At 41.4% G+C, this 24,658-nt stretch carries 20 protein-coding genes and 4 tRNA genes; 4 read left to right on the top strand and 20 right to left on the bottom strand.

Translation table 11 applies throughout. The features are described from left to right. Positions 1 to 588: 588 nt before the first annotated feature. Positions 589 to 906, bottom strand: a complete 318-nt coding sequence (locus BMW61_RS03780) for a hypothetical protein (RefSeq protein ID WP_091819885.1) — start codon at positions 904 to 906, stop codon at positions 589 to 591. 139 nt (positions 907 to 1,045) lie between these two features. Here BMW61_RS03780 and BMW61_RS03775 point away from each other — a divergent pair, with 139 nt between their 5' ends. After that, complete coding sequence (locus BMW61_RS03775; protein WP_091819883.1) at positions 1,046 to 2,275, top strand: transglutaminase domain-containing protein; 1,230 nt, start codon at positions 1,046 to 1,048, stop codon at positions 2,273 to 2,275. 2 nt (positions 2,276 to 2,277) lie between these two features. Here BMW61_RS03775 and BMW61_RS03770 read toward each other — a convergent pair whose 3' ends face one another. The 6 genes from BMW61_RS03770 to BMW61_RS03745 all read right to left on the bottom strand — a co-directional run bounded on the left by BMW61_RS03770 (position 2,278) and on the right by BMW61_RS03745 (position 11,339). Beyond that, positions 2,278 to 3,303: a helix-turn-helix domain-containing protein gene (locus tag BMW61_RS03770; protein WP_175475088.1), complete on the bottom strand. Its 1,026-nt coding sequence runs from the start codon at positions 3,301 to 3,303 to the stop codon at positions 2,278 to 2,280. A 257-nt stretch (positions 3,304 to 3,560) separates the two neighbouring features. Beyond that, positions 3,561 to 5,357: a DNA/RNA helicase domain-containing protein gene (locus BMW61_RS03765; protein ID WP_091819880.1), complete on the bottom strand. Its 1,797-nt coding sequence runs from the start codon at positions 5,355 to 5,357 to the stop codon at positions 3,561 to 3,563. Between the two features lie 182 nt (positions 5,358 to 5,539). Next, positions 5,540 to 6,475: a DUF1848 domain-containing protein gene (locus tag BMW61_RS03760; RefSeq protein WP_091819879.1), complete on the bottom strand. Its 936-nt coding sequence runs from the start codon at positions 6,473 to 6,475 to the stop codon at positions 5,540 to 5,542. After that, positions 6,475 to 6,858 carry a response regulator gene (locus BMW61_RS03755; protein WP_091819878.1) on the bottom strand — a complete coding sequence of 128 codons (384 nt, stop codon included), beginning with the start codon at positions 6,856 to 6,858 and terminating at the stop codon, positions 6,475 to 6,477. The genes BMW61_RS03760 and BMW61_RS03755 overlap by 1 nt, the downstream gene beginning before the upstream one ends. Before the next feature lie 30 nt (positions 6,859 to 6,888). Continuing rightward, the gene (locus BMW61_RS03750) at positions 6,889 to 9,930 is read right to left on the bottom strand and encodes an InlB B-repeat-containing protein (protein ID WP_091819876.1); all 3,042 of its coding nucleotides are present in this window, start codon (positions 9,928 to 9,930) and stop codon (positions 6,889 to 6,891) included. Between the two features lie 122 nt (positions 9,931 to 10,052). Beyond that, positions 10,053 to 11,339 (bottom strand): alpha-amylase family glycosyl hydrolase, encoded by a 1,287-nt coding sequence (locus BMW61_RS03745; RefSeq protein WP_091819875.1) that lies wholly within the window; start codon positions 11,337 to 11,339, stop codon positions 10,053 to 10,055. A 158-nt stretch (positions 11,340 to 11,497) separates the two neighbouring features. On the opposite strand from BMW61_RS03745, the gene BMW61_RS03740 reads away from it, so the two are divergent. After that, complete coding sequence (locus BMW61_RS03740; protein ID WP_091819873.1) at positions 11,498 to 12,811, top strand: 1-acyl-sn-glycerol-3-phosphate acyltransferase; 1,314 nt, start codon at positions 11,498 to 11,500, stop codon at positions 12,809 to 12,811. 56 nt (positions 12,812 to 12,867) lie between these two features. Here BMW61_RS03740 and BMW61_RS03735 read toward each other — a convergent pair whose 3' ends face one another. Both BMW61_RS03735 and BMW61_RS03730 read right to left on the bottom strand, forming a co-directional pair. Next, positions 12,868 to 13,635, bottom strand: coding sequence for a YdcF family protein (locus tag BMW61_RS03735; RefSeq protein ID WP_022762518.1), 768 nt, complete (start codon positions 13,633 to 13,635; stop codon positions 12,868 to 12,870). A 57-nt stretch (positions 13,636 to 13,692) separates the two neighbouring features. Continuing rightward, a complete protein-coding gene (locus BMW61_RS03730; protein WP_091819872.1) occupies positions 13,693 to 14,433 on the bottom strand; it encodes a class I SAM-dependent methyltransferase in 741 nt (246 codons plus the stop codon). Between the two features lie 217 nt (positions 14,434 to 14,650). Between BMW61_RS03730 and BMW61_RS03725 the strand changes: the two genes are divergently transcribed. Further along, the gene (locus BMW61_RS03725; RefSeq protein ID WP_022762520.1) at positions 14,651 to 14,995 is read left to right on the top strand and encodes a winged helix-turn-helix transcriptional regulator; all 345 of its coding nucleotides are present in this window, start codon (positions 14,651 to 14,653) and stop codon (positions 14,993 to 14,995) included. Between the two features lie 30 nt (positions 14,996 to 15,025). On the opposite strand, the gene BMW61_RS03720 is transcribed toward BMW61_RS03725, so the two are convergent. The 5 genes from BMW61_RS03720 to BMW61_RS03700 form a co-directional block, all read right to left on the bottom strand. Further along, positions 15,026 to 16,195, bottom strand: a complete 1,170-nt coding sequence (locus BMW61_RS03720) for an acyltransferase family protein (protein ID WP_091819870.1) — start codon at positions 16,193 to 16,195, stop codon at positions 15,026 to 15,028. Positions 16,196 to 16,244: 49 nt separating this feature from the next. Further along, positions 16,245 to 17,021 (bottom strand): peptidoglycan editing factor PgeF, encoded by a 777-nt coding sequence (gene pgeF, locus BMW61_RS03715; RefSeq protein WP_175475087.1) that lies wholly within the window; start codon positions 17,019 to 17,021, stop codon positions 16,245 to 16,247. A gap of 134 nt (positions 17,022 to 17,155) precedes the next feature. Then, complete coding sequence (locus BMW61_RS03710; protein ID WP_091819867.1) at positions 17,156 to 18,538, bottom strand: hypothetical protein; 1,383 nt, start codon at positions 18,536 to 18,538, stop codon at positions 17,156 to 17,158. A gap of 382 nt (positions 18,539 to 18,920) precedes the next feature. After that, positions 18,921 to 19,358 carry a HEPN domain-containing protein gene (locus tag BMW61_RS03705; protein WP_091819865.1) on the bottom strand — a complete coding sequence of 146 codons (438 nt, stop codon included), beginning with the start codon at positions 19,356 to 19,358 and terminating at the stop codon, positions 18,921 to 18,923. Beyond that, the gene (locus BMW61_RS03700; RefSeq protein ID WP_091819863.1) at positions 19,339 to 19,713 is read right to left on the bottom strand and encodes a nucleotidyltransferase domain-containing protein; all 375 of its coding nucleotides are present in this window, start codon (positions 19,711 to 19,713) and stop codon (positions 19,339 to 19,341) included. The genes BMW61_RS03705 and BMW61_RS03700 overlap by 20 nt, the downstream gene beginning before the upstream one ends. A 161-nt stretch (positions 19,714 to 19,874) precedes the next feature. On the opposite strand from BMW61_RS03700, the gene BMW61_RS03695 reads away from it, so the two are divergent. Then, entirely contained in the window at positions 19,875 to 20,312 is a 438-nt protein-coding gene (locus BMW61_RS03695; RefSeq protein WP_091819862.1) for a tyrosine-type recombinase/integrase, read from the top strand. Between the two features lie 136 nt (positions 20,313 to 20,448). Here BMW61_RS03695 and BMW61_RS03690 read toward each other — a convergent pair. The 6 genes from BMW61_RS03690 to BMW61_RS03665 form a co-directional block, all read right to left on the bottom strand. Further along, positions 20,449 to 20,521, bottom strand: a tRNA-Lys gene (locus BMW61_RS03690). Between the two features lie 38 nt (positions 20,522 to 20,559). Next, positions 20,560 to 20,631, bottom strand: a tRNA-Gln gene (locus BMW61_RS03685). An 83-nt stretch (positions 20,632 to 20,714) separates the two neighbouring features. Further along, positions 20,715 to 20,788, bottom strand: a tRNA-His gene (locus tag BMW61_RS03680). A gap of 7 nt (positions 20,789 to 20,795) precedes the next feature. Further along, positions 20,796 to 20,869, bottom strand: a tRNA-Arg gene (locus BMW61_RS03675). Positions 20,870 to 21,047: 178 nt separating this feature from the next. Beyond that, positions 21,048 to 23,609 carry a hypothetical protein gene (locus BMW61_RS03670; RefSeq protein ID WP_091819860.1) on the bottom strand — a complete coding sequence of 854 codons (2,562 nt, stop codon included), beginning with the start codon at positions 23,607 to 23,609 and terminating at the stop codon, positions 21,048 to 21,050. Positions 23,610 to 23,817: 208 nt separating this feature from the next. Then, complete coding sequence (locus tag BMW61_RS03665) at positions 23,818 to 24,345, bottom strand: nitroreductase (protein WP_091819859.1); 528 nt, start codon at positions 24,343 to 24,345, stop codon at positions 23,818 to 23,820. Positions 24,346 to 24,658: the final 313 nt, after the last annotated feature.

Here is a 24,658-nt window from a genome sequence, read left to right as displayed (position 1 = left end):
CCGGCTCGGTCGGCGGCTAAGATGAGCGCCACTGGCGCTCAGCCGCCCCATCACCCGCTTCCGAATGATTTACGTATTCTTTTGTTAAGCGAGTGGAGCCCTCGAACCCATGGTTCGGTCTCCGCTCCGCTCGATGGCTAATTTTCTATTGGTGCAATAAATGAGTTTGATTCTTCTTGATTTGTTGTACCCATATTTTGCGAGTACAATAAATTCACTTAATTCTTCTATATTTGTTGTATCTATTTTCTGCAAGAACAACAATTTCGCCTGTTTCCTCTCCGTTTGTTGTATCCATTTTTCTCTGGAACAATAAATCAACTAATTCTTATATATTTGTTGTTTCTATTTTCTGTAGACACAACAATTCCGGATGATTCTTCTTAGTTTGTTGTTAGGCGTTTTTTCACATACAATAAATCTGAAAAATCCTCATGATTTGTTGTATCTATACTTTGCCATGTGTAACAAATAGCTTCTTTTCTTTCCGCTTTATTGTCTTCGCACCTAAAAGCTTTTGGGGACATACCTTGTGCGCATATTTGTTATCGTTTCAGATAAAAAATATGCCATTGAGCATTGTAAAGATCATTCAATTTCTATTACCTTCCATGATGAGCGTTCCAAAGCATGATCAAGAATCTTAGATTTCAGTTCTTTTTCAAAAGCATCTTTGTCGACTTCCTCGTCATCGATTGTATATTCCGGGCATTTTCTTGTATCGTCCTCGAAATCAAGATGCTCCCGGATGAACAGGTTTTCTCTTTGTGATTCTTCCAAAACGCTCATATCCCCACCCAGAAATCTTAAATAGATATCTTTTGTATTATCTGTTTTTTGAGAACTGCAGGCAACCATACCAAGAAATGTCACCGATACTCCCGTAAATAACACTATTTTTTTCATGTATATCCTCCAATAATTCCTTCCAATATTTAGACAGTTATGGCAGCATTTCTGTTGCATAGAAGAGGAATTTTTTACTCACTTCACACTGCTTTAATATACGTTGTCAACTTGGCGTAATCAGGAATAAAATTATCTTATGAAAAATGACAGTTATAATTTCACTAACAACAGCATCAACCCCAACCACGAAGATAAGAAGAGTCAGAAGCACTCACATCTTCCATTAATTATTCTCGCTCTTTTTCTGGTAATAGGTCTTTGTTTGGGTTATAGGATGATGCAGAGCGACACTTCCGGGATTTTCTCTCTTCCGGCGAACGTTATCTTTTCTCTGAGATCCACAAATGGAAAGACACTAAATTATGATGCCCCCATCGTTCCCGAAGAACGTGATGAAATTTTCGTACTATATCAGAATCTCAGCGACGCAGATAAAAATGTTTACAACCTTTTCATGGATCTTGTCGAGAACAGGTCTGCGGAAGAATATGAAAGTGCAATTGTTTTCTCAAAAGATACGCTGGAGGAGTTTGGAGAAGATCGTCTCCTTTGGGATATCTACTATGCAATGTGTTATGACCACCCGGAATATTTCTTTCTTTTTACGGATACCAGTGCTGTAGATTACAGAACGTTAGAAATGCGAAACCACATAATTTATTTCATTAAAATAGAAGTGGTAGATCCTTCAGAGAATGAACAGATAGCAGCGTTCGAAGAAGCTGCTTCAGACTTTTTAGATGATATAGATTTAACAGGAACAGATGAAGAAATAGAGCTTGCCATTCATGACAAGCTCATTGATGTTGTTACCTACGATGATCCAATTTTGAATGATACAGATGAGACCTGGGATCTTGGTCACACAGCGTATGGAGCGCTCGTGTGCGATTCAGAGGGGCGTCCAAACCATGCCGTCTGTGGAGGTTACTCGTTTGCTTTCGAATACCTTCTGCACCGGGCAGGAATCCCCTGTGGTTATGTGACCGGCGCCGCACACTCAATACCATCGTCGGAGTACGACACTGACACTCACGCATGGAACGCTGTCCAGATCTCCGGCAAGTGGTACGAAGTAGATTCCACCTGGAATGATATAGCATACGATGTATCGGAAGATCCGCAGTTCTACAATGCACTTCTTTCCGATGATGAAAAAGTTTTTAATGTATGCCATCACTATTACAACCGAACGACTGCCGAGATGCAGAACCTGGAAGCAACTGATGACACACTTTTTTGCATAGAAGGTTACGAGCCCTACAACGCCGTGTATGACACCTCACATATACGAGCAGGTCTGTCAGACCACGAATCGGACCAGTTGGATATATTCCTTAATTCTCTCATTCCGATAGCGGAATGATATCAAAGCTGGTATATCCTCTCTCTGAATTCCTTTGCAATGGATTCGTATTCCTCTTTAGAATACTCATTCTGCTCGCTTATCTTTTTCAGATATTCCTCGCAGATTTCGTTTGCTTTCTCCTTCTCTCCGGCCTTGTCGTATGCGATCACGAGATTGTAATAATACTTCTTCCAGAAGTGCTTCATATCATCAGTCGTATATTCAGGAATCGTCGAATACGCTTTGATAACTTTCTTGCACCACTCAAGGTTCCTTAGTGCCTCATCAGTTTTGCCCCAGTACGCATAGTTTTCCAACATGCATTTGAACTGTCTAAGCAGGATAGCGCACAGCATCTTATTGGTCGCCGTAAAATTATCCTTCATCTCCTCAAAGCCATGCTCAAAGAACATGAGCTCAGAATATAGCAGTTCCCTGATGCTTGTCATATCAAGACTTGGCAACACATTGATATGCTCTCTGGCATTTTCAAAATCTTTTCTGTGAATATATATCCAGGCCAGCGCACAATGAGCTTTTTCAACGAGTTTCCTACAGTCGGAATATCTGATTATGTTTACACCCTTCTTTATTCCGTCTTCCAGGATATCATTTGCTCTCTCGGGGTTGTCAGACAGCAGTCCCTCCATATCAATGTAATAGCTAAGTCCTGCCACCTGCTGAACATACAATAGATTTATGTCAAAATTCATCGGATTTCTGCTGACTTCACCCGCAAGATACTCCGTCCTTTTAAGGGCGCTTCCCCCGGTATCAGAGATATCATACATATCCTCAACTTTGTTCTTTACAGTCTCCACAAGGTAATCATCTTTGTCAGCTGCGTTATAGCCAAGAAGCATATCAGTTGTGATATTGAGCGCCCGTGCAATCGGCACAACCATCGAGATGTCCGGCAGCCCCGTTTCCGACTCCCACCTGCTTACTGCCTGAGGAGTAACTCCGAGCATCCCCGCCAGTTCTTCCTGTGTAAATCCTTTGTTTTTTCTAAAGTTCCTGATATTTGAACCCAAATTGTTTTTCATGTTTTTCCCTTTCCCGATTATTTTCATCAACCGTCCAAACTTGCTGTTTCTCGGAAAATGTCTGCAGAATCATCTTCTGTACTTAGAATACAGAATGGCTCACAACTTATCAAACAATGGATACTTGAGAAAAAATCAATTGTCAGGAATTTCCAGTTCCTTTTTATAAATCTTAAGCCTTGCTTAAAATTTCCCTCAGAAAATCTGAGGGTATTTTTATGCATCCTATTTAGCGAAATAGATTATATCCAGCCTTTTCATATAGTTCTTAAATATTGAATCTTTTTGATGTCATGTAAATAATTACGCAAAGCATTATTTTCACAATATATATAGCATGATTTCATAGCTCTGGTTAACATAACGCGATAGGCATTTTTCACGCATTCATCCCCACCCAGATGATTATTCTGAGCATCAAATGGTAAATCATCATCTGCTATATATACAATTGTATGATCTGTTTCTAAACCTCTTATCGAATTAACTCCACTGTATAAATTGCTTCCATCTTCCGAAACATTATTTTGCAAAAAAACATTATCATACCTTACCGGCCATTGTTGAATAATTTGCTCCTCATCAATTTCACTCAATCTTATAACCCTATCTCTGGCAGCATATTCCGGACCAGTCAATATTACATTATTATTGTCATTTACAAGATTTAATAATGAATTTTGATTTCTAACTAATTTAACATCAAAATCCAGATATGTAGCCGTATGAAAAACATCATCTACATTATCTAAAATCCCATCAATAAAACTAAGATACCCATCATCCATGTTGCAGCGAAATTGCGAAGTAAGTCTATAGTCCACCCTTATTTGCCCCCGGTCAAATATTGAATTCCCTGTTTTTTGATAAGGATCATAAAAATATATTATTAGTGACCTATCTTGAATTCTTTCAAATATCCTTTGGGTCGATGGAAAAATATTATGCCCCTCGTCAAAAATAATGACACGAGCCGGGTTATCTGTTTCTGTATATTGGTTCGCCAAGGTACACACCCCCGGGCAAGTATCGTTATATGCGTTAACCGGTGCTCCTTCAGAAATCAAGTATTCAACACTAAAATCATTTTCTCTGCAATATTTCAAAACCTCAATAGCTACAACGCTTTTACCACTTCCAGCTCTTCCCTCAATATGTAATACACCTGTCTCATTTTCACTAATCCTTCTTTTGATATCATCAAGGCAGGCTTTCTGATCGCAGCGAAGTTTAATATTGTATCCCCCGCTTAGAATTTCACCAATCTTTTCATGTAGTGGCGGTATTTCAAACCCCTTTCTAAATTCTGAAAATATGTCATTCTGTCTTTTATAAATATCAATAAAGAATTCTAAAACCTCACTTCTCTGGTTCTTATAAAAAAACTTCATTTCTCCGTTAGTATTATATCTTTGTTCAATTTCATATCTTATAACATCAATTTCTACATTCTGATCTATTATCTGATTCTGATAATCAAAATTATACATCCATACTACAGGAATTATCCGTATATCGCCTGAAACAATTGCCTGATTATCCAATCTTAGTTGATCACAATATTCCTTAACCTCTTTAGACGGATTATCTTCATCCCCCCTTCCCCAATATGATATTCCAACATCATTTATATATGTGAGATGATGATTTTGGTTTTGATTATCGTACTCACCTCCCCATCCTTTCATCTCAACAACAACTAACGTTTTCTGGCCATCCTTATCATATCCACCTACAATAACGTCAATTCTCTTATTATATCCGCTTAACCCTTCTTCAGTTTGGCCAGGCATGCGATAGTCCATCATATACTCAAATGATATTCCTATATCATCTCCCAACTCATACATGATGTCCTCAAATAATTCCATTGAAGGAAACCATGTTCTATAATCTGAAACACTAAAATTTCGAATTCTCAGTTGATCGTTAATCTCATTGCGCATCCCATTTATTATTTCCGGAATATTATCACCCTCCAATGAAATGATTTCTTCTCTCATCCTGTTTAAATCATTAAGAAAATCCTGTCTCATTCTTAGATATGTAAACATTATCTTCCTCCAATTTTTTCACAAAGCACAAACAAATCACGCAGACACTTAATTTTCTCACATACAAGATTACATTTCATCATAATTGCAAAAAATGATTATTCATCTTTTAGAAATCGAAAAAGCAGTAGACCAAATCTATGATCTACTGCCTGCAATTTACCTTTATATTCTCTTTTCCATCAAAACATATTAAACAACGACAACTGCCCGTCAATCCAACTCTTCTGCTCAACAGTATGAACCTCATCTTCCGGTCTGATGTTGCCGATAAGGAGCGGCGAGTCCGGATCGTGATTGGCATTATTTTTCATCACCGTCTCCGCGTCGTAGTTGGCGTAGCAATAGCGGCACATGTGAAGGCAGGTGTTGTACATTCCGATGTCGTTTCCAAGGAAGCATGCGCAGGTATTTCTGGCATTTTTCACCTTAGGGAAGACCATCGTATTATGGACAGCCTTTTCATAAATGGGCTGAGTCATGCAGCCGCTGCAGTCGGCGCCGAATACTTCAAGTTCGTTCCCCTCACTGCAGGGGCGAAGTGTCATACCGTGCTCTCTTGCTATCTTCGCCATGCGTTCGCCCAGATACAAGCGATCCGCTTTTTCAAGTGGCTTTGCCTCCGGAAAATTCTTTTTCACCTTCTGGTATATGTCGATGAAGCTTATCACACAGTTTTCTGTGTAGCCGTCAAGCGCAGCTGCAATCTCAGAGAACTTCGTAAGATGATAATCCCTCGTATATTTTTCATTCAGGAAAATAGGGTCATATCTCCATCCCATGGAGTCTACTCCCGCAAATTCAGAGAGTCTTTTGAAGGTCTCTATAACCTCGGGAATCTCCGGGACATTTGGCTCAACATCTTTTCCATAACCGGTGATAGTCACATACCAGTACATCCCATAGGGTCTTAGGAGATCAAGATACTTCAGCATCGGCGCGGGATTCTTGGAGCAAAAGCTTATGAGATCCACCACCGACGGATGCAATATGAATTTGGTGACATAAGTCATGTTGTAGGGATTTCGCACGTATACATATCCCTCTTTCAGCCTATTTGCAAACCAGTCTGCATAAAAAGCAGGAATGTCGGTACGCGAGCCTGTCTGAATAATCATTATTGTATCTTCCTAACCAGCATCTGCAAATCATCTTCCCAGTCGCTGTTTTCCAAAAAATAGACTGTTCCCAGGATTCCGGGAACCCTCAGATTCTGCGACGATATGAGAATGATCGGGATGTCTATACCAAACTCTTTCATTTTTGATATAAAGACCTCTCCGGAGGGAGCATCTCCCGAGCCTGGTCTTTCCGGGTAGTACATATCGGTGACCGCAATGTCGTAAGGCTTTCCACTCTCGATTGCTTCCCGGATTTTCTCTATTCCGTCCTCAAGATTGGTTACCCAGTCGATATCGTCTTCCTTAATGCGAACCTTTTCGAGCTCGTTGCAAATTTTTCTGTGCTTAATCGGTTCGTCTTCCAGGTTGATTACTCTCATCTTTCCCCTCATTTCAAATGTTATCAACCATTAACCCTTTTTGAATTTGAACTTTGCTTTTTTAGCACCGGCTTTCTTCAGTTTCTTAACAAGCTTATTGTACGTCTTTTTATCCTTACAAACCACCGTGATTCTGGCGCCTTTTTTGATTCCCCTAAAGCTTCCTGAACCAATGGATTTTAGGTTATTACCCCTTATTGTTATTTTTCCAAGGTTCTTGCACCCACTAAATGCACCGGATCCAATCTTTTGAATATTTCTTCCAACAACAAGACTCTTAAGCTTTGTTCGATTTCTAAATGCATTACTTCTGATTTCGGTAACTGTATAGTTCTTACCCTTATGTGAAATCGTATCACTTATTACTACAGATGTCGCGTCACTATCTTCAGAAACCGCAGTAACATTTTCTGAGCCTGTTATTTCGTAGTTACAATTGTTGGATGATATGAGATTATCATTTTCGTTATTATCGAAAATAATTAGCTGGTCATTTCCCATATCTTCTTCGGAAGAATTATTTGCATAAGGATTATCATAATTCTCTTCATGAGAATTGTTTATATAAGAATTTTCAAAATCTTCTTCCTGATAATAGTCTGCATTTTCATTTTCCGAATTATTGGAATACGTGTTGTTTTGCTCTTCCTCTGAACTTTCGTACCCGCTGTATGGCTCCTGCCAAACAGCATAGTATGTCATATTTTGTGTTGTATAAACATACCTATTGCCAGCAAGGCCATTCGGCTTTTCTGCCCATCCGGAAAATTCATAGCCTTCTCTTACAGGTACTTCGTAATCTCTTTCAGACAGCGAGTTATAAACAGGATATATCCCGGTAATAGTGGTCTCACCATTTGAGAACGATCCGCCGTTAGCATCAAATGTAATTTCAAATCCTACTTCGAGCCACTTGGCATAAAATTCTTGACTACCGGTGGCAATACTGTCACTGGGAATAACATTGTTATAATAATCTGCCCATCCGGCAAACTCAAATCCCTGACAAACAGGCGTAGGCACAGAAGAAAAATCTATCGTCTCTCCGTAATTTACAGATAGCCTATAGGTACTTGTTCCATCCGGGAACCGTCCGGAGCCTGTATAAAAATACATAGTAAACGCCTGAACTTTCCAGCGTGCATATAATGTATGCTCGGTTTTCACAGAGACCGTTGAAGAACTTGTTACTCTTTCTCCACCTGTCCTGTCTGTATACCAACCTTCAAAGTTATAGCCATCCCTGTAACATCCGGATAATGTGTAGCCGTATTTTTCTCCATAATATAATGTATTCTCTCTTTTTATACCATCGTAGTTATAATCAAGAGTTACCTTTACCTGCCTTATGGAAGCATTAAAGTTACAGGTCGCCTTACATTTTCCATCATCAGACTTAACTTCTACTGTAGAATAGCCACTATTATTTATGGTATATCTCGCTTTTCCTTCGCCTAAATCCTCAATGCTCACAACGTCGCTGTCCGACGTAGTCCATATCAGACTATTCTTTGAAGGATCCTCTGACTCAAAAGTGCAGGTCAATATACCCTGATCGCCAACATATCCTTTTACTGAATTTGCAGATAACTGAAGTGACTTTACCGGATATTTTCCTGATTCATCAGATACAGCAACCTCAATACTTGAGCTGTTCTTACCATCGGGTGTCCTTACTGTTATCGTTGCATATCCCGGCACTAATGCTGTATAATTTCCGCTTTGGTCCACAGTAATAACTTCATCATCGGAGCTTTCATAGAAAAGAGTTTTATCTGTTGCATTTGAAGGTATTATCTGTACATCAAGCGTTCCTGTCGTTCCCTTTGATATCTTCAATTTATCTGATAAAAAGTTTACTCCCGTTACAGGAACATTGCTGACTTCGGTACCCTCGCCGCCAACTATTTTCTTAACATTTTCATATGAGTACTTTGTAGCTGTCGCCTCCGGATAATTTTCCGATTCTGAAGTCCTGATATGCGTGTTATCTATTACGGTTCTGTAACCACCTGCTGAGATTGTTTTTTTATAAGCAGTTATCTGCACTGTTGTAAGATGATAATAAGCATGTGATCTTTCTCTTACAAATTCCTCAGGACGCGATGATTCAGGTTCATAATCATCCCAGGTCGGATCGGTTTCATACCAGGCGCCGTCGATTTTCACAATATTCCAGGCATGTAAACCTCCTGCATTTCCTATTACAACCATTGAGTCAACATCTATCCCTTCAAGGAGATAGACAAGCCCCATAGCGTAACCTTCACAGACAGAAGTTCCCTTTACCAGCGCTCCATACGCAGTCTGCCCGATATCATAATGATTGTCCGTATTAGCACATTCATAATCATATGTATTAATGTCTATGAGTTTATCGTGAACTGCCAGCTCTTTTCCAATAATTCCGGCAGCATTTTGTACAGAGCTATCGGAAAGGATATTTCTCCTTTTTGCCTGAAGCTCAGCAGTCATCTGATTAAATTTTGCCTGATCATAAGAAGGTACTTCTGACTTAAGATAAACATAGTGGTTATACAGCTTTGTAGAAGACCCATATGATGTGATCTGCCAATAGAAATGAATACTGCATAGCTGCAACTGAACCAGATCGCAGTGATCATATTTGGCCGCATATACTGCCCTATGATATTGAAGTGTTGTATAACTAAACTTGCTTGATGAGTTCAGAACCAGCGGTATTACATATTCACTATCTATCGATATGTTCTCTGTCTCATATGGAGCAACATGATCACAGGCTGCAATAAGTGCTCTGTATAGTTTTTTCTCTGTGTCATCAAGGTATGTATAGTGAAGTCCGGTCTTTACTCCGCTATTGAGATTAGGCATGTTACGCGGTCTAATCCCCAGTGCGCCTTTATCAACGGTTTCAAGCTGTTTTACCTCAGGCTCAGGAAGCTCCGGAATATCATTGGTCGGAAAATTTGCAGAAATATTCGTTTCGGCTTTTGCTTCTATTTTATAATCGTTTATGGGTAAAAAAAGTGATGCAGCACATACTGCTGCTGCGAGAATAATCGATTTCCTTTTGAATGTATTTATATTCATCTAATATAAACCCCTCGTGGCATAATCACACTTAACGCACCGTGCATCATTTTACATCTTTTATATGATTGCGTCAATAAAAAGAATATGCCACAAGCGGTTTTATAAGAAAAATCAAATAATCATTTTAATATTATCATCGGCTCCCCATAGCACTGCAGTCCGCCGCGGAATACTTCCACATCGCTGCCGTCTATGAGGTTCTTGTAAATTCCGTCTGGAAGCGGCACGCGGACGTTTGAGGTCTGTGCCTTAAGTGCGAACACACCTACAGCCTTCTTCTCACCATGTGTGAGGGTTGCAACTACTGTATCATTCTCGGATGCTTTGCACTCAAATATTCCATCTGCGAAAATCGCGTCCTTTTTAATAAAGCTGAGCGTGCGTATGAAATCAGTCATATCTATGCCGTCTTCAGGTCTAAGTGAAATCGTATCCTTATCAAAGAGGCTTGGCAGGTGGGATGCGCCAAACTCCTGGCCCGCGTAGATGAACGGGATTCCCTTCTGGAAGAACAGGAACGCCGTGAAATTCCTGAGCGCCTTTTCATCCGGAATCAGGAAATGCGCTCTGGTCTGATCGTGGTTTTCAAGGAAATGGAGCTTAATATAATTCGCGGGATAGATGACCTCCTGGCGATTAAGTCCCTCAAGGTAGTCCTTCAGCTCCTTCTCACCGCATAAGTATCCTGCAAGACTTGGATATACGTCGTAGTCATAGCTAAGATCGAAGGCTCTGAAAATCTCACCGTCGCTGAGCGCAGTTATGCCGCAGCCCCTGAGGTAAGTCAAAAAGGAATATTCCACCGACTCAGCAAGCCAGATGCAGTCGGGACAGACCTGTGCCACCTCTTTTCTTGCCCTCTCCCAGAATTCTATCGGAACCATCGGCGCCACGTCGCAGCGGAAGCCGTCGACGATTTTCGCCCAGTACATCAGCGTCTCTATCTGGTAATCCCAGAGCTGCTCATTGGTGTAGTCGAGATCTATGATGTCGCTCCAGTCGCCCACATGATTGCCAAAGGAGCCGTCCTCTTTATGGAAAAACCACTCGGGGTGCTCTTTTACCAGAACAGAATCAGGTGACGTGTGATTATAGACAACGTCGATGATGCACTTCATTCCCTTCTTATGGATTGCATCCACGAGGCTCTTAAAATCCTCCAGTGTTCCGAACTCCGGATTCACCGCGCGGTAATCGCTGATCGCATAGGGTGAGCCGAGTGAACCCTTCCTTGCCTTTTCTCCGATAGGATGAATCGGCATCAGGTAAATTATGTCTGTGCCAAGCGACTTGATACGGTCAAGATCCGCTTCCACCTGTGCAAAGGTTCCCTCCTTGCTGTAATTACGAACAAAAATCTGATAAAGCACTGAATTTCTGAGACTTTTTGAAGTATTTGAAGCCATTATGTATCCCCCTGTTCTTTCCATTCAGCTACGCATTCAAAGCGTCTAAGCTGAACTCACATATATCGAATTCACATAAATCAATTATACAAGATTCATCTGTCAAATGTGTTATTATTACTATATTAAAATGTATTGTTTTGTTGGGGGAGTTTTCAATGAAGATCAAGACCAAATCCAAGAGCTACGCGGAGGTCTCCGCACTTAATCCATACAAGAACAAGAAGCCCTGCAGGCAGACTGCCTTCTGGAAATTTCTTATGAAAACCGTATCCAAAAAGGATCTCGAGGATTGCCGTTTTTCCTATACTTCAGAGGGCATGGAGAAGCTCGGAAAAGACGAGCCCTGCCTGATTCTGATGAACCATTCATCGAGTACTGACCTTGAGATTGCAGCGACGATTTTCGCAGACAGGCCGTTCCATATCGTAACGACGCTGGACGGCTTCGTGGGAAAAGAGTGGCTTCTTAGGCGTCTGGGATGCATACCCGCCCGAAAGTTTATCACGGATCTTCCGCTGGTGAAGGATATGATGTACTGCTTCAGGGATCTGAAAGAGTCTGTCCTCATGTACCCTGAGGCTAGCTATAGCTTCGACGGCACAGCAACCGGCCTTCCTTCGAGCATCGGCAAAAGTCTGAAGCTCTTCAAGGTGCCTGTTATCATGGTTACAACCACCGGCGCTTTTCATCGTGATCCTCTATATAACGGACTGCAAAAGCGCGGTGTGACGGTCACCGCCAAAGTGAAGTATCTGCTCTCACCTTCTGAAATCGAGAGCATGAGTGCCGGCGAGTTGGGCGACATTATAAAAAAAGAATTTTCCTTCGACCACTGGCGCTGGCAGCGTGAAAATGGGATCAAAATCACAGAGCCTTTCAGGGCCGACGGTCTTGAAAGAGTCCTTTTCAGATGCCCTGTTTGCGGAAAAGAGCGCGTTCTGAAAGGAAGCGGTATCACGCTTGTCTGCAGCTCATGCCATACAAACTGGGAGCTTGCGGAAAGCGGCGAGCTTGAATGCCAAACTCTTGGCGTATCTATGCCGCAGGGAGGCTACGATTTTTCATATGTATCAGACTGGTACAGGTGGGAACGTGATTGCATAAAAAAGGAAGTCACAGATGGCAGATACTATCTGGACATTCCCGTAGACATCATTGTTGTGAAAGATACCAACGCGGCTTACCGCGTCGGAGAGGGACGTCTTATACATAACAAGAACGGCTTCTCCCTCACAGGCTGCGGCGGAGAGCTTGACTATCAGCAGTCTGCAAAGATTTCCTATTCGCTCTATGCAGACTATTACTGGTACGAAATCGGTGACATGATCAGCATCGGCAACATGAACGAGCAGTACTACTGCTTCCCCAAGGATAAGAGCATCAATGTGGCCAAGGTGCGCCTCGCCGCAGAAGAAATATATAAATTGAACATTCCTCAGAATGTGAAGTCAGCGAGTGCGGCGATTTAATCGCAAATGGCATGTCGGCGAGTTCTGCGATAACCATTGTCGTAATATCGTTATTTTTAGAACATGATTCTAAAATCTCTTATTATCCCGAAGCACTCTCTGACCATGTTGTTGGGGAGATACCACGGTCTCGTGTACGCCGCGATTCCGCATATCTCCTCATCACACATTGATTTTGCAAGTTGTACACCTCTGAAAACATGGAAGTTGTTCGTAACTATCCCGATTTTCAGATCTTTTTCCAAAGCCTCATCTCCGATCATTTCCAGTGAGTAGGCTATGTTCTCTGTTGTATCAACAGCCTTTGTTTCAGCGATAACCCGGTTCTCCGGGATTCCCAGCGATATCAGGTAGTCCCTTCCGCCTTCGCCCTCACTTACAGGCTCATTCGCAGCCTGCGCTCCCGAGACAATACATATCGTATTCGGATTTTTCTCAAGATAATCACGCGCAGCATCGAGTCTGTATTTGAAAATGATGCTGGGTCCAAAGTCCCTCATCTGAGCCCCGAGGACGATGATGTAATCAAGATTCTCTTCGCCCTTGTCGTTAAAATGGCTTAGTATCATGCCCTCGCAGATAATAAAAACCACGGCTCCTATAGCAACTAATGAAGTCATTATAATCCGTAGCGCTTTGGGGATTTTGTTCCACCGCTCTTTTCCTGATAAAAACCATAGCAGTGCAAAAAATGCTGCGCCTGCAAGCCATATTACAAAAGAAAAAGTCCCGCTTGCTACCAGATAAATGCTCACGGAATATATGAGACAAATTGCTGTCAAAGTAAGGAAAATAATTCTGATAAAAGTGTTCTTCTTAGTCATAGTTTTTTATGTAAGTCTTTCATGTTTAGTAAATTAAAAATGTGCAAACCAAAGTGCTCACTTGCACGCTTTCACAAATAGGAAATCGGGCTTGTGGTAGAGATCATAGTAATCCGGATACTTCTGCACGATCTCCTCTGTCGCATGAGGCTCCTCAATCCTGAGGATCTTAAATCCAGCGTCCGCAAGCGTATTTATTGTAGTTGAAAACATCCTGTGATATCTCTGGATTCCTTCGACAAACCAGGTCGATTCATATCTTTTTTCCACGCAGTAATTCGCTATATTTGCATAGATCTTCGTCCCATTTTCATCGCAGGTCCATCTGTCAAACTCTCCTGAAAAGCATGTGTTAATCGGATGCTCCTGTGAAAAGAGAAAGATTCCCCCATCACTTAAAAGCCTGTAAACATTCGCTACAACTCCCTGGAAATCCTCAACATAATGAAGTGCCAGCGAACTTATCACAACGTCGAATTCCCCGTCGATTGTTCCGATATCTTCCATCGGCATTTTTATATATGTAATCCGGGGATCGCTGTTTTGGCTCTTCGCCACGGCAAGCATTTTTTCCGAAATATCTATTCCCGTAACCTGAATCGCCCCGCGATTTAAGTAATCGATGCAGCGCTCACCGGTTCCGCAGCCAAGGTCCAGAACTCTTTTTCCTTCAAGATCAGGCATAAGCGCGTAAAGCGTAGGGATCTCAAACAGGTTGTTGGCGTTCACCTCGCGCTCTCGAAGTTTACTGTACTCATTGAAGAATGTTTCATTGTCGTAGATATTTTGCTTTGCCATTTACACCTCCGTACTTAGAACCGTATAGAGTAGAAGGCGGTTTCCCACTCATTACAGTCTATCACAATTATAAACATAATACCCGGATACACTGATTTGAGCCCATTCTACACTTAATTATTCACTTGTTTTTCTAAAGCGATGAATGTATTATATGTGGTATAGTTTTTGTACCAAGTATATAGTTTGAATTTGATTGAATAAAGGAATAAATATCATGAGAAAAAAAGAAAACAAAGAGCTCTTATGTGAAGATATAGCAGGAAAAGGTTGTGGCCTAAAAAAGGTTATCGATACCGTTGGCGGCAAGTGGAAGATCATGATCCTCTGCGTCATCGATAAAAACGAGGTTGTCAGATACGGAGAATTAAATCGTTCTATCCACGGAATCACTAACACAATGCTGGCCAATTCACTGAAGGAACTTGAAGCAGACGGCCTCGTTGAGAGAAAGCAATATGATGAGATGCCAGTTCGGGTTGAGTACAACCTCACCCCAAAAACAAAAAGCCTCATCCCCATCCTTCTTGACCTGAAGAAATGGGGAGAGGAGAATTTGTAGTTTGGAATGGTTACCGCTACTAAACGGTGCTTAATACAATTGATATATATGATAAGCATAAAATGATAAAGCAGCAGATGCCAGCCAGATTACAAAAAATGCGATAATTTGCACCGCCTTATTCATTTTTCCCGGTGAGAAATGGATTATCTTGTTATTAATCTCGATAACAAGATAACATACCGCAATTACTATTATTCCGATGACAAAATGCACCAAAGAAGCAGGCAGCAGACTCCCCCTGGTTGCGATAAGCAGTATACCCCACACGTATAATATGATGTCACTGATGCAATAGTAAGCGTTTATATGCTTAGATAGATGGAAAACGATAGTCGGTACTTTTATTTTTTGTAAAGTCACCAGCTTGTACATGGCAGCAAAAGTAATCAGAGTATCCAGACATACAGCCAAGGCGTCTGTAGCTAATACAGGTTCATCTTCCGGAACGTACTTTGGCATAAACGGAAATGGGACTGTAAACCGAAGCGCAAAGTAAACTACTACAATTGGGATACAAATGAATAATACACGTTTTGACAGAATTGTTTTATCAATAATACGTCTATAATATCCACCTACCAGATAGCCAAATGCAACGAATACAAAATGTGTACACATCGGAAATAGAGCGTTATCAGTCAAAAAAAATAAGTTAATGAGCTTGTTTATCCAAAAATCTTTAGGAGTCCCGATTATTGAATAAAATGGTACCATGAGAAAGTTGAGTATAATTCCTATTAAAAAAATCACTCCATCGCCAAGCTTTAACATTTTGAGCAGAGCCATTAAGATAAATGCAAGGCCGGCAAAAGTGATGATGTCACTATCTATTACCCCCAACATGTATGGGATGAAGTTCTGATTCCCTGTTGCCTTATAAGCTATCAGCCCCGGAATACCTGCACGTAGAAGATTCAAAACCTGACCGATCGTAAGCAATAAAATACCACGATAAAGATTACTTGAGGCATCCTGTTTTTGGGAGTAGCGCATACCGATTCCCATGCATATCATGAATGTGCCTGCCCCCAAAAAGCCTGCACCATACCCAAGCAATCCGGTTATAATACCATGATAACCTCCTGAACTCGCCATATATGCATGAATTAAAATCATTAAAACAATACAAATAGCCTTCGAAATGTCAATTTCAGGTTGTCTGCCAGGATTTACTGTTTTATCTGAGAAATAATTCAATCTTATCCCTCCTTACCAAGTACAGCCTTTTTCCTTCCCAAAAAGACCTTTATCTTTTCATTATTATAGCAGCCTGACTTCCGCGGTTGCCACCGGTATATCTGTGAGACCAGTATTTATGCGGCATACACATAGTACAATCTTCGATGATATCAATGTTTTCTTCGGATAAGCCGGTATTAATCATACTCCTTTTTACAACGCCTTTCAGGTCAAGCATGAATTTCCCGTTATCTTTTCGGTTATATAGATCAGCGGCATCGCCTTCCAGCAAGCTGTTTACTTCCTCAATAACTTCCTCTCCAACTTCGAAACAGCATCTGCCTATAGCAGGACCTATGCATGCCTTGATATGGTCCTTCGTGGCACCAAGGCTTAACATTTTGTTAACGGCTTCTCTCTCGATGTCCTGTACAGTACTGCGCCATCCGCTGTGTACCGCAGCAACGACACCTGCCTCCTCATCTGCCATCAAGAGTGGAATGCAGTCCGCGATAAAAATAACCAACGGTACACCTGACCCGGCAGTTACATACCCGTCAGCCTGAAAAAGCTCATCATAGCCGTAGGGCTTTCTCGCATGCTCTTTTCCTACTATCATCACGTTATTCCCATGCACCTGCTGCCCGCAGACGAACTCCTCAGCTTCTATGCCGCAGGATTTCAGAAATCTATGATAATTCTCTTTAACATTCTCAGGATCATCACCCCTGTTCATGCCCAGATTGAGTGATTCAAATATCCCTTCACTCACTCCTCCGGTCCTGGTGGAGAAACCGTGAGGATATGAAATTATTTGTGATTTTACTGTATTTATCTCTGACATATTATTCCCCCAATTCATGTAAGCCCCTCAATATATCAAAAACACAATATTGGTTCAAAGGAAATGATCACTATAGGACCTGATCAGATGATTCATCTTAAATCTTTCGAGTACGTTCATTTAAACGCCTTTCTTTAAAATCCTTTATATCTATATATTTTGTAATCACCTGTAAAAGTAAATTTACTAACTGCTGCGCTTCTAGCCCTACTGTATATATCAGAATAAGAACCCGAAATGATATTCCCGGTAGAATCTGCATAATACTGTGTAATAACATCGTTTCCCAGCCAAAGTATTATATGATCATGTATCCTTATTTCTTTACCATTTATTTTTTGTAGGTTACTTTCATCTAACTTGTCTAAAGTTTCATTCAACTTTTCTTTGTATTCATCAGACTCTTTTTTCCAAGTTTCATAGTAAGAATAATCCGGAACATCATCCGTAAGCCTCAGCCAATGGTCAGACCATGCCCTATCTTCTGTGTCATCTATCGTACCATCACCATTTTGATCGGGATTAAACACATTATTGTATCCACCTTTAGGAGTAGCCAACTTGCTAGTGCCTTCATTTTCTCTTAATTCTTCTTCATTGAACTCATGGAAAGAACCATCATGATCAAACCGTCCATCAGGAGTTTCATAGCCACACCAGTTTCCATCAGGATCATAATAACCAAATTCCTCGGTCCCAAATTCGTAGTAATTGCCTTCTTCATCATAATAACCATCACCATCAGCACCAAAGTCTAATGTTTCATCTAATACCTGTTTGGCATTACCATTATCCAAGTTCTCAAGTTCATTTACAAGCTTCTCTAAATCAAAGTCCGGGTCTGATAATATACCTTTTATATAATCCGATTTATGAGAACGTCTATCGATGAATATAACATCACCTTCCCGCATTTCAGATTCACCAAGCCTGCCCATGCATTCCCAATCATCCGGTTTATTTTCAAAATAATTTACAAGACCAGTAACTGACGCACTGGAATAATCATCCATATACCCTGCAGCGTTTAGAATAGCAGATACAGTTGTGGCACAAGACCTATAATAGTTGGAACTATCAGGCGCATAAGTATCCACCGCATAAATGTACGTATCTGTACCATCATTACCAATACTATCTTTTATATGTTCATAAGCCAATAATATGGCGCTGTATTCAATATTGCCTTTGCACAAATATGGATATAACTTAGAAACTTTATCTATATCCAAGTTGGAAATATCCTTTATCTCTATTGAGATTAAGTTTTTATTAGACAAAACATAATCTAAGCCTTTATCTGTCAGAGCATTTACATTGATATGTCTTGCGTACTTCAATTCCTCTGAATCACTACCATTTATCCTGTAATCTCTAAATACATTTAATTTTGTTTGATCTTTATTTTCTTCTCCTATTATAAAATTCTCTATTGTAAAATAAGCACAAACATTGAAAGTATTCTGTGAAAAGAGTGCAAGCAATACCACTAAAGCAATAAACTTTCTAAATTTCATTGCATTACCTCCAAAGTATACTGGATTTTTATATTAGCCTTTGTTCCGAATTCATATTTCCAATATATATTTTATCGGCATAAACACCATTTTTTTAATCACGGGTGCGTTTGATCCAGATGCTTTTTCTACGCAGCAGACATCTTTATTGGTTCTGCATACAGATGTTCCATAGATTGCTGTACTTTGATGATGTCAGACCTTTTTCATATACAAAAATACAAAAAAGCGCTCAACCATAATAGTTAAGCGCTTCTAATGAGACACGTGGGAATCGAACCCAGTTAATCTTTTTTAAGAAATCCAGTAAGGAAGGAGGTTTCCGCACATCGGTCGTGTCTCTGGTAATCAATTTAGTAATCAAGATCAAATTTTATTTGTCCTATTTAAAGCCATTCCTCAGCATATCTGCATGCCACTCTTCTATTACAGATAGGCACTTAGCAAGGGTATTTGATTTCACGACAACATGAACATCATATCTTCCCTCGGCTTCCCAAGATGATATTGTCATAGCTCTTTCATCAATGTACTTGGGTATATCAAGATTCACGCCCAGTGACTTAGCATACGTTATTATTTCAACTAGATCATGCTTATAAATTTTTCTCTGATCAACAGTTGTTACAGCAGCATAAAGTTGAATTTTAATCATTTTCTCAGCAGCCTGCTGTAAATGATATCCACACTGCCCACGAAGATACTTAGCAATCTTGTTAGGACTCTCTTTAGATTTTTCTAAAGCGGACCGCGCCATCAAAATATCTGCCTTTACCTGATTCATAGAAAGATCCGGAGAATTAATCATCTTCCCTGACATAAAGGACCTCCCCATTATTGATATCATTTATAATAAGACCAGAATATGTATTTCCTGTCTTGAAATACAATAAATCATACGATTGACTAAAATCATCAAAAGAATACAGATTCTCCGCGAACTGCCTATACTCTTTAGAATTTAAGCATTTATATTTTGTCTGATTTCCGAAGATGGCAAGATCTATATCTGAGTCCTCTGTGCAACGCTCATCTATACTTGATCCAAAAAGAATAATCTTATCGATAAAACTACATTTCTTAGCTGAATCAACTATATTATTGATGTATTTATGCTTGATGTCTGCAACATTGACTATTCTGTTGTCTAATACCATTTCAGTTACTTTGCACATATATCATCTCCGTCAATATACTCTCTTTGCACTTTTAATGTTACTCTCTTAAATGAAAAAAGCAATTAATTTTGTCGAAAATTTTTCATATATAGTGTTTGGTCAACATCTCCTTTTTTGGAGTTGTGACCAAACACTAATGGGCCAATAAAAGCGATTTTATGGCACGTTTACTTTTGATACTCATTTACACGGGATTCCGCGTAAGAGAATTATTACTTATGAAAACAGAAGATGTCCGAATAGAAGAACGATACATGATAGGCGGACTTAAAACTGCCGCTGGTAAGAACAGAACCGTTCCTATCGCAAAAAAGATCCTACCTCTTCTGGATGTTTCCGGAGAATATCTGATAGAGCTTAACGGCAAACAGTTAAAATACCGTTATGCTTATGACCTTTTATCAGAACACATGGAAAATCTCGGCATGGATCATGAATTTCACGATACCAGACATACAACAGCCACCCTTCTTGAAAAAGCGGAGGTTCCTTTATTGCACCGCAAATTAATTCTCGGTCATTCTTCCGGGGATGTTACGGACCGTTATACTCATGTAGCACTTGAACAATTAGTAGAGGACATTGACCTCATTTGACTTCTTTTTTTTAATCAAAATTTGTATGCTACTTGTATGCTACGATAAAATATCTAGAGTTATTTAAACGATTTTTGGATTTTTGCAGAAATAAGAAAAACCCTTGAAACATCTACGTTTCAGGGGTTTCTTTCAATGAGACACGTGGGAATCGAACCCACGACAACTTGATTAAAAGTCAAGTGCTCTACCAACTGAGCTAGTATCTCATATATATGAACTGCAAAAGCAGTGATATATCAAAAAACTGGGCTAGCGGGATTCGAACCCACGAGTGCAGCAGTCAAAGTGCTGTGCCTTACCGCTTGGCGATAGCCCATCATACACAGCAGATGTGCCTTACTAAAATAATAACTCAGATTAAATATTTAATCTAGAAGTTATCGCCCTAAAATATAAAAGGGTGGCTAGAGGGACTCGAACCCTCGGTCTCCAGAACCACAATCTGGCGCGTTAACCAACTACGCTATAGCCACCACAAAATGTGCCCGAAGGGATTCGAACCCCCGACCCACGGCTTAGAAGGCCGTTGCTCTATCCAGCTGAGCTACGGACACATATATCGCAACCACGCGGCGACATCTATAAAGTATAAAGTAGAGTCCAATCAATGTCAATATAAAAAATGCATTTTTTCTAATTAATTGTTTTTATTTTATATTTCATAGATGAAAGCCGCATAAATTGCGAATTCTTCCGATATTGTATGGCAACCGTTTTTCCTAATGGCCGTACTTAATTATATCTGCTAACGATTCTGCTTCCTTTTGAACGGGTAATTTTATAGCTTATACCTTTGCTGATAGAATCCTTAATAAATGAATCCAGCACGTCTTTGTAGCTGCAATTTCCATCTTTCTCATAATGAGATATGAGTGAAAGGAATTCATCATCTTCGTACTCGATGTAAAGTACGTCGTCATCTTCCATTTTTATAAGTATGATTTCAACGCTGCCATCGGATGTGATCTCTGTGAACTCGAAATCTTCTTCCTTGAGGAAGTCCTTGATGTCGCCGGCTGTTCCAACCATTGATTCTGTCGCCTGGTCCATGTCATCCATGATTTCGGGAACAAAATCTTCTGCCTGCTCGGGCTCTTCTTCAAGTGCTCTGTCTTCCTCAGTTTGCAGCATCTCCTCTTCAGGAATAATAATCTCAGGTATATCAAGGTCAAGCTCCGGCAAATCGATCTGAAGTTCTTCTTCAGTTCCTTCCGACGCTGCCTCTTCACTCATGCTTTCATCAACAATTGGCTCGCTAAGCCTTGCAAGCTCTTCTTCAGGAGAAAGTTCAGGCGCTTCCTCTGCTTGCTCCTCAGCAGAACCTTCTATATCCATCAGAGATATGTCAGAATCCATAGCTTCGGGAGTTTCCTCTACTGCGGATGCTTCTTCTGCTACAGGGACCTCTATATCTGCAGGCATCTCTATATCTACAGGCATTTCTATATCTACTGCGGGAATCTCTGCTTCTGCTGGTACTTCCTCTGCTACAGGGATCTCAATTTCTGGTGCAGGGGCTTCCTCAGCCGCAGGAATTTCTATCTCTGCTGCAGGCGCCTCTTCAACCACAGGAATCTCTATCTCTGCTGCAGGGGCTTCCTCAGCCGCAGGAATTTCTATATCTGCAGGCATCTCTATATCGGCCGGTATTTCTATATCTGCTGCGGGAATCTCTGCTTCTGCTGCTGGTGCTTCTTCTGCTACAGGGATCTCAATCTCTGCTGCAGGGGCTTCTTCTGCTGCAGGTATTTCTATATCTGCAGGCATCTCTATATCAGCCGGTATTTCTATATCTGCTGCGGGAATCTCCACCTCTGCTGCAGGTGCTTCCTCTACCGCAGGAATTTCTATCTCTGCTGCAGGCGCCTCTTCAACCACAGGAATCTCTATCTCTGCTGCAGGGGCTTCCTCTACTACAGGAATCTCTGCCTCTACTGCAGGGGCTTCTTCTACTGCAGGTATCTCAATCTCAGCTGCAGTAGCCTCTTCAACCGCAGGAATCTCTATCTCTGCTGCAGGGGCTTCCTCTACTACAGGAATCTCTGCCTCTACTGCAGGGGCTTCTTCTACTGCAGGTATCTCAATCTCAGCTGCAGTAGCCTCTTCAACCGCAGGAATCTCTATCTCTGCTGCAGGGGCTTCCTCTACTACAGGAATCTCTGCCTCTGCTGCAGGGGCTTCCTCTGCTACAGGCATTTCTATTTCAGGTGCAGGCGCTGCTTCTGCAGCAGGAATCTCAACTTCCGCTGCTGGTGCTTCTTCTACTGCAGGTGCTTCTTCAACTATAGGTATCTCTACCTCTGCTGCAGGTGCTTCCTCTGCCACAGGAATCTCCACCTCTGCTGCAGGCGCTTCTTCCACTGCAGGTATCTCAATCTCAGGTGCTGGTGCTTCCTCAACTGCAGGTATCTCAACTTCTGCTGCAGGTGCTTCTTCAACCACAGGAATCTCCGCTTCTACTGCAGGTGCTGCTTCCATTGTAGGAATCTCTATCTCAGGTGCGGGGGCTTCTTCAACCACAGGTATCTCTACCTCTGTTGCAGGTGCTTCTTCTACTGCAGAAATCTCCACCTCTGCTGCAGGCACTTCTTCTACTGCAGGTATCTCTACCTCAGCCGCAGGTGCCTCTTCTACCGCAGGGATCTCTATCTCAGGCGCGGGGGCTTCTTCTACTGCAGGAATTTCTACTTCTGCTGCAGGTGCTTCCTCTACTACAGGGATCTCTACCTCTGCTGCAGGCGCTTCCTCTACTGCAGGAATCTCGATCTCAGGCGCAGGTGCTTCCTCTACCACTGGTGCCGCAGCTTCTGCTGCCATTGCCGCCGCAGCTGCCTCAGCTTCCGCCTTTGCTGCTTCCTGCGCTTCAAAAGCAGCAACCTCTTCTGCAAATGCAATTTTCTCGAGGTTTTTATCCGCCTCCTCAGCAGGAGCCTCAGGTGCCGGAGCTGCTGCCTCAGGAGCAACTTCAACCTCAGGAACCGGTGCTGCCTCAGGTGCTGCCGCAACTTCCGGAGCCGGTGCTGCTTCAGGAACCTCTGCCTCAGGTGCTACTTCCGGAGCTGGTGCTGCTTCAGGAACCTCTGCCTCAGGCGCAACTTCCGGTGCCGGTGCTGGCGCAGGAGCTTCTGTAACTTCAGGCGCTGCCGCTGCTTCAGGAGCTGCCGGAACTTCAGGCGCTGCCGCTGCTTCAGGAGTTACTACTGCTTCCGGAGCCGCTTTCTTTCTGGTTGCTCTTGGCTTCTTTTCCGGTGCCGGTGCTGCTGTTTCAGGTGTCGCTGCTTTTGTATTTGCCATAATTAATCTCCTTTTTAAAAGAGAACTACGTACAATCCTACATATATATTATCTTTTATAATTGTCAAAATGAGAAATTAACTTCTTATAAAAAGACTAAACATTTTGTTACAAAAAAGTTTCTCATTTTAAAATAAATATTCACTTGCAATTTTCTATAAAATAAAAAAGAGAGCACCTTGCCGGTACTCTCCTCATCAAGCATCATTTATTCAGCATAATAAACATAGTTCTCTTTTCTTGGAGCTGCATCCTTAGGAGGCTCAGCCGCATATCCAAGTGCGCAGTGGCCGATTCCTTCATAATCACCACTAATTCCAAGCTTACTCAGAAGATTTTTTCCAAACTCTGACTCAAACTCTTCCTTCGCTCTGTGAATCCAAATGCTGGCAACCCCAAGGCTCTCTGCGGCATTCATAAGGTTCCCCATAACGAGTGAGCCATCGTACACATGCGTGGGAACACTTTTATCTGCAAGAACTATCAGAATAACCGGTGCCCCGTAAAAAGGATCAAACCCTTCATCCCATCCACCGATTTTCCTGTTTTCCTCTGAAACCGCATCGCGCAGCTCCTTCCCGGTAACTGCGATGATGATAGGACTCTGCTTGCCCATCCCTGTTGCCGCATAAGTTCCCGCTTTAATGATGGCATCAAGCTCTTCTTTCTTAACCATGTCCGGCTTGAATTTTCTGCAGCTACGCCTTGTCTCCAAAACCTTCAGTGTTTCGTTCATAATCATACCTCCTCTGAATCATTTTATATGCCCTGAAGATATGCGCATATTACTTGATATATCTTCATAGACATTTTGTTTTGTATTTCCCTTTATTCAATTGTGTGCAATTAACATTATGTCACCACAAATTCCATAAATCCATTTTTGAAAAATCCAGAAATAGATTTACCATTATCGATATTGCGTCAATAAATGTCACTTTTCATCCACTTTTTCAACAAACCAGACTACTATCTCTAATATGCATTCAAGCTATATCTCTAGCTCCAGCCTGACATGCTACAATAGAAAAAAGAGCCCGACAAACGTC

The organism is Butyrivibrio sp. ob235, from assembly GCF_900109475.1.
GTDB lineage: Bacteria > Bacillota > Clostridia > Lachnospirales > Lachnospiraceae > Butyrivibrio.
The sequence above is the reverse complement of the archived record's forward strand: the minus strand, read 5'-3'. Positions and strand labels throughout refer to the sequence as shown.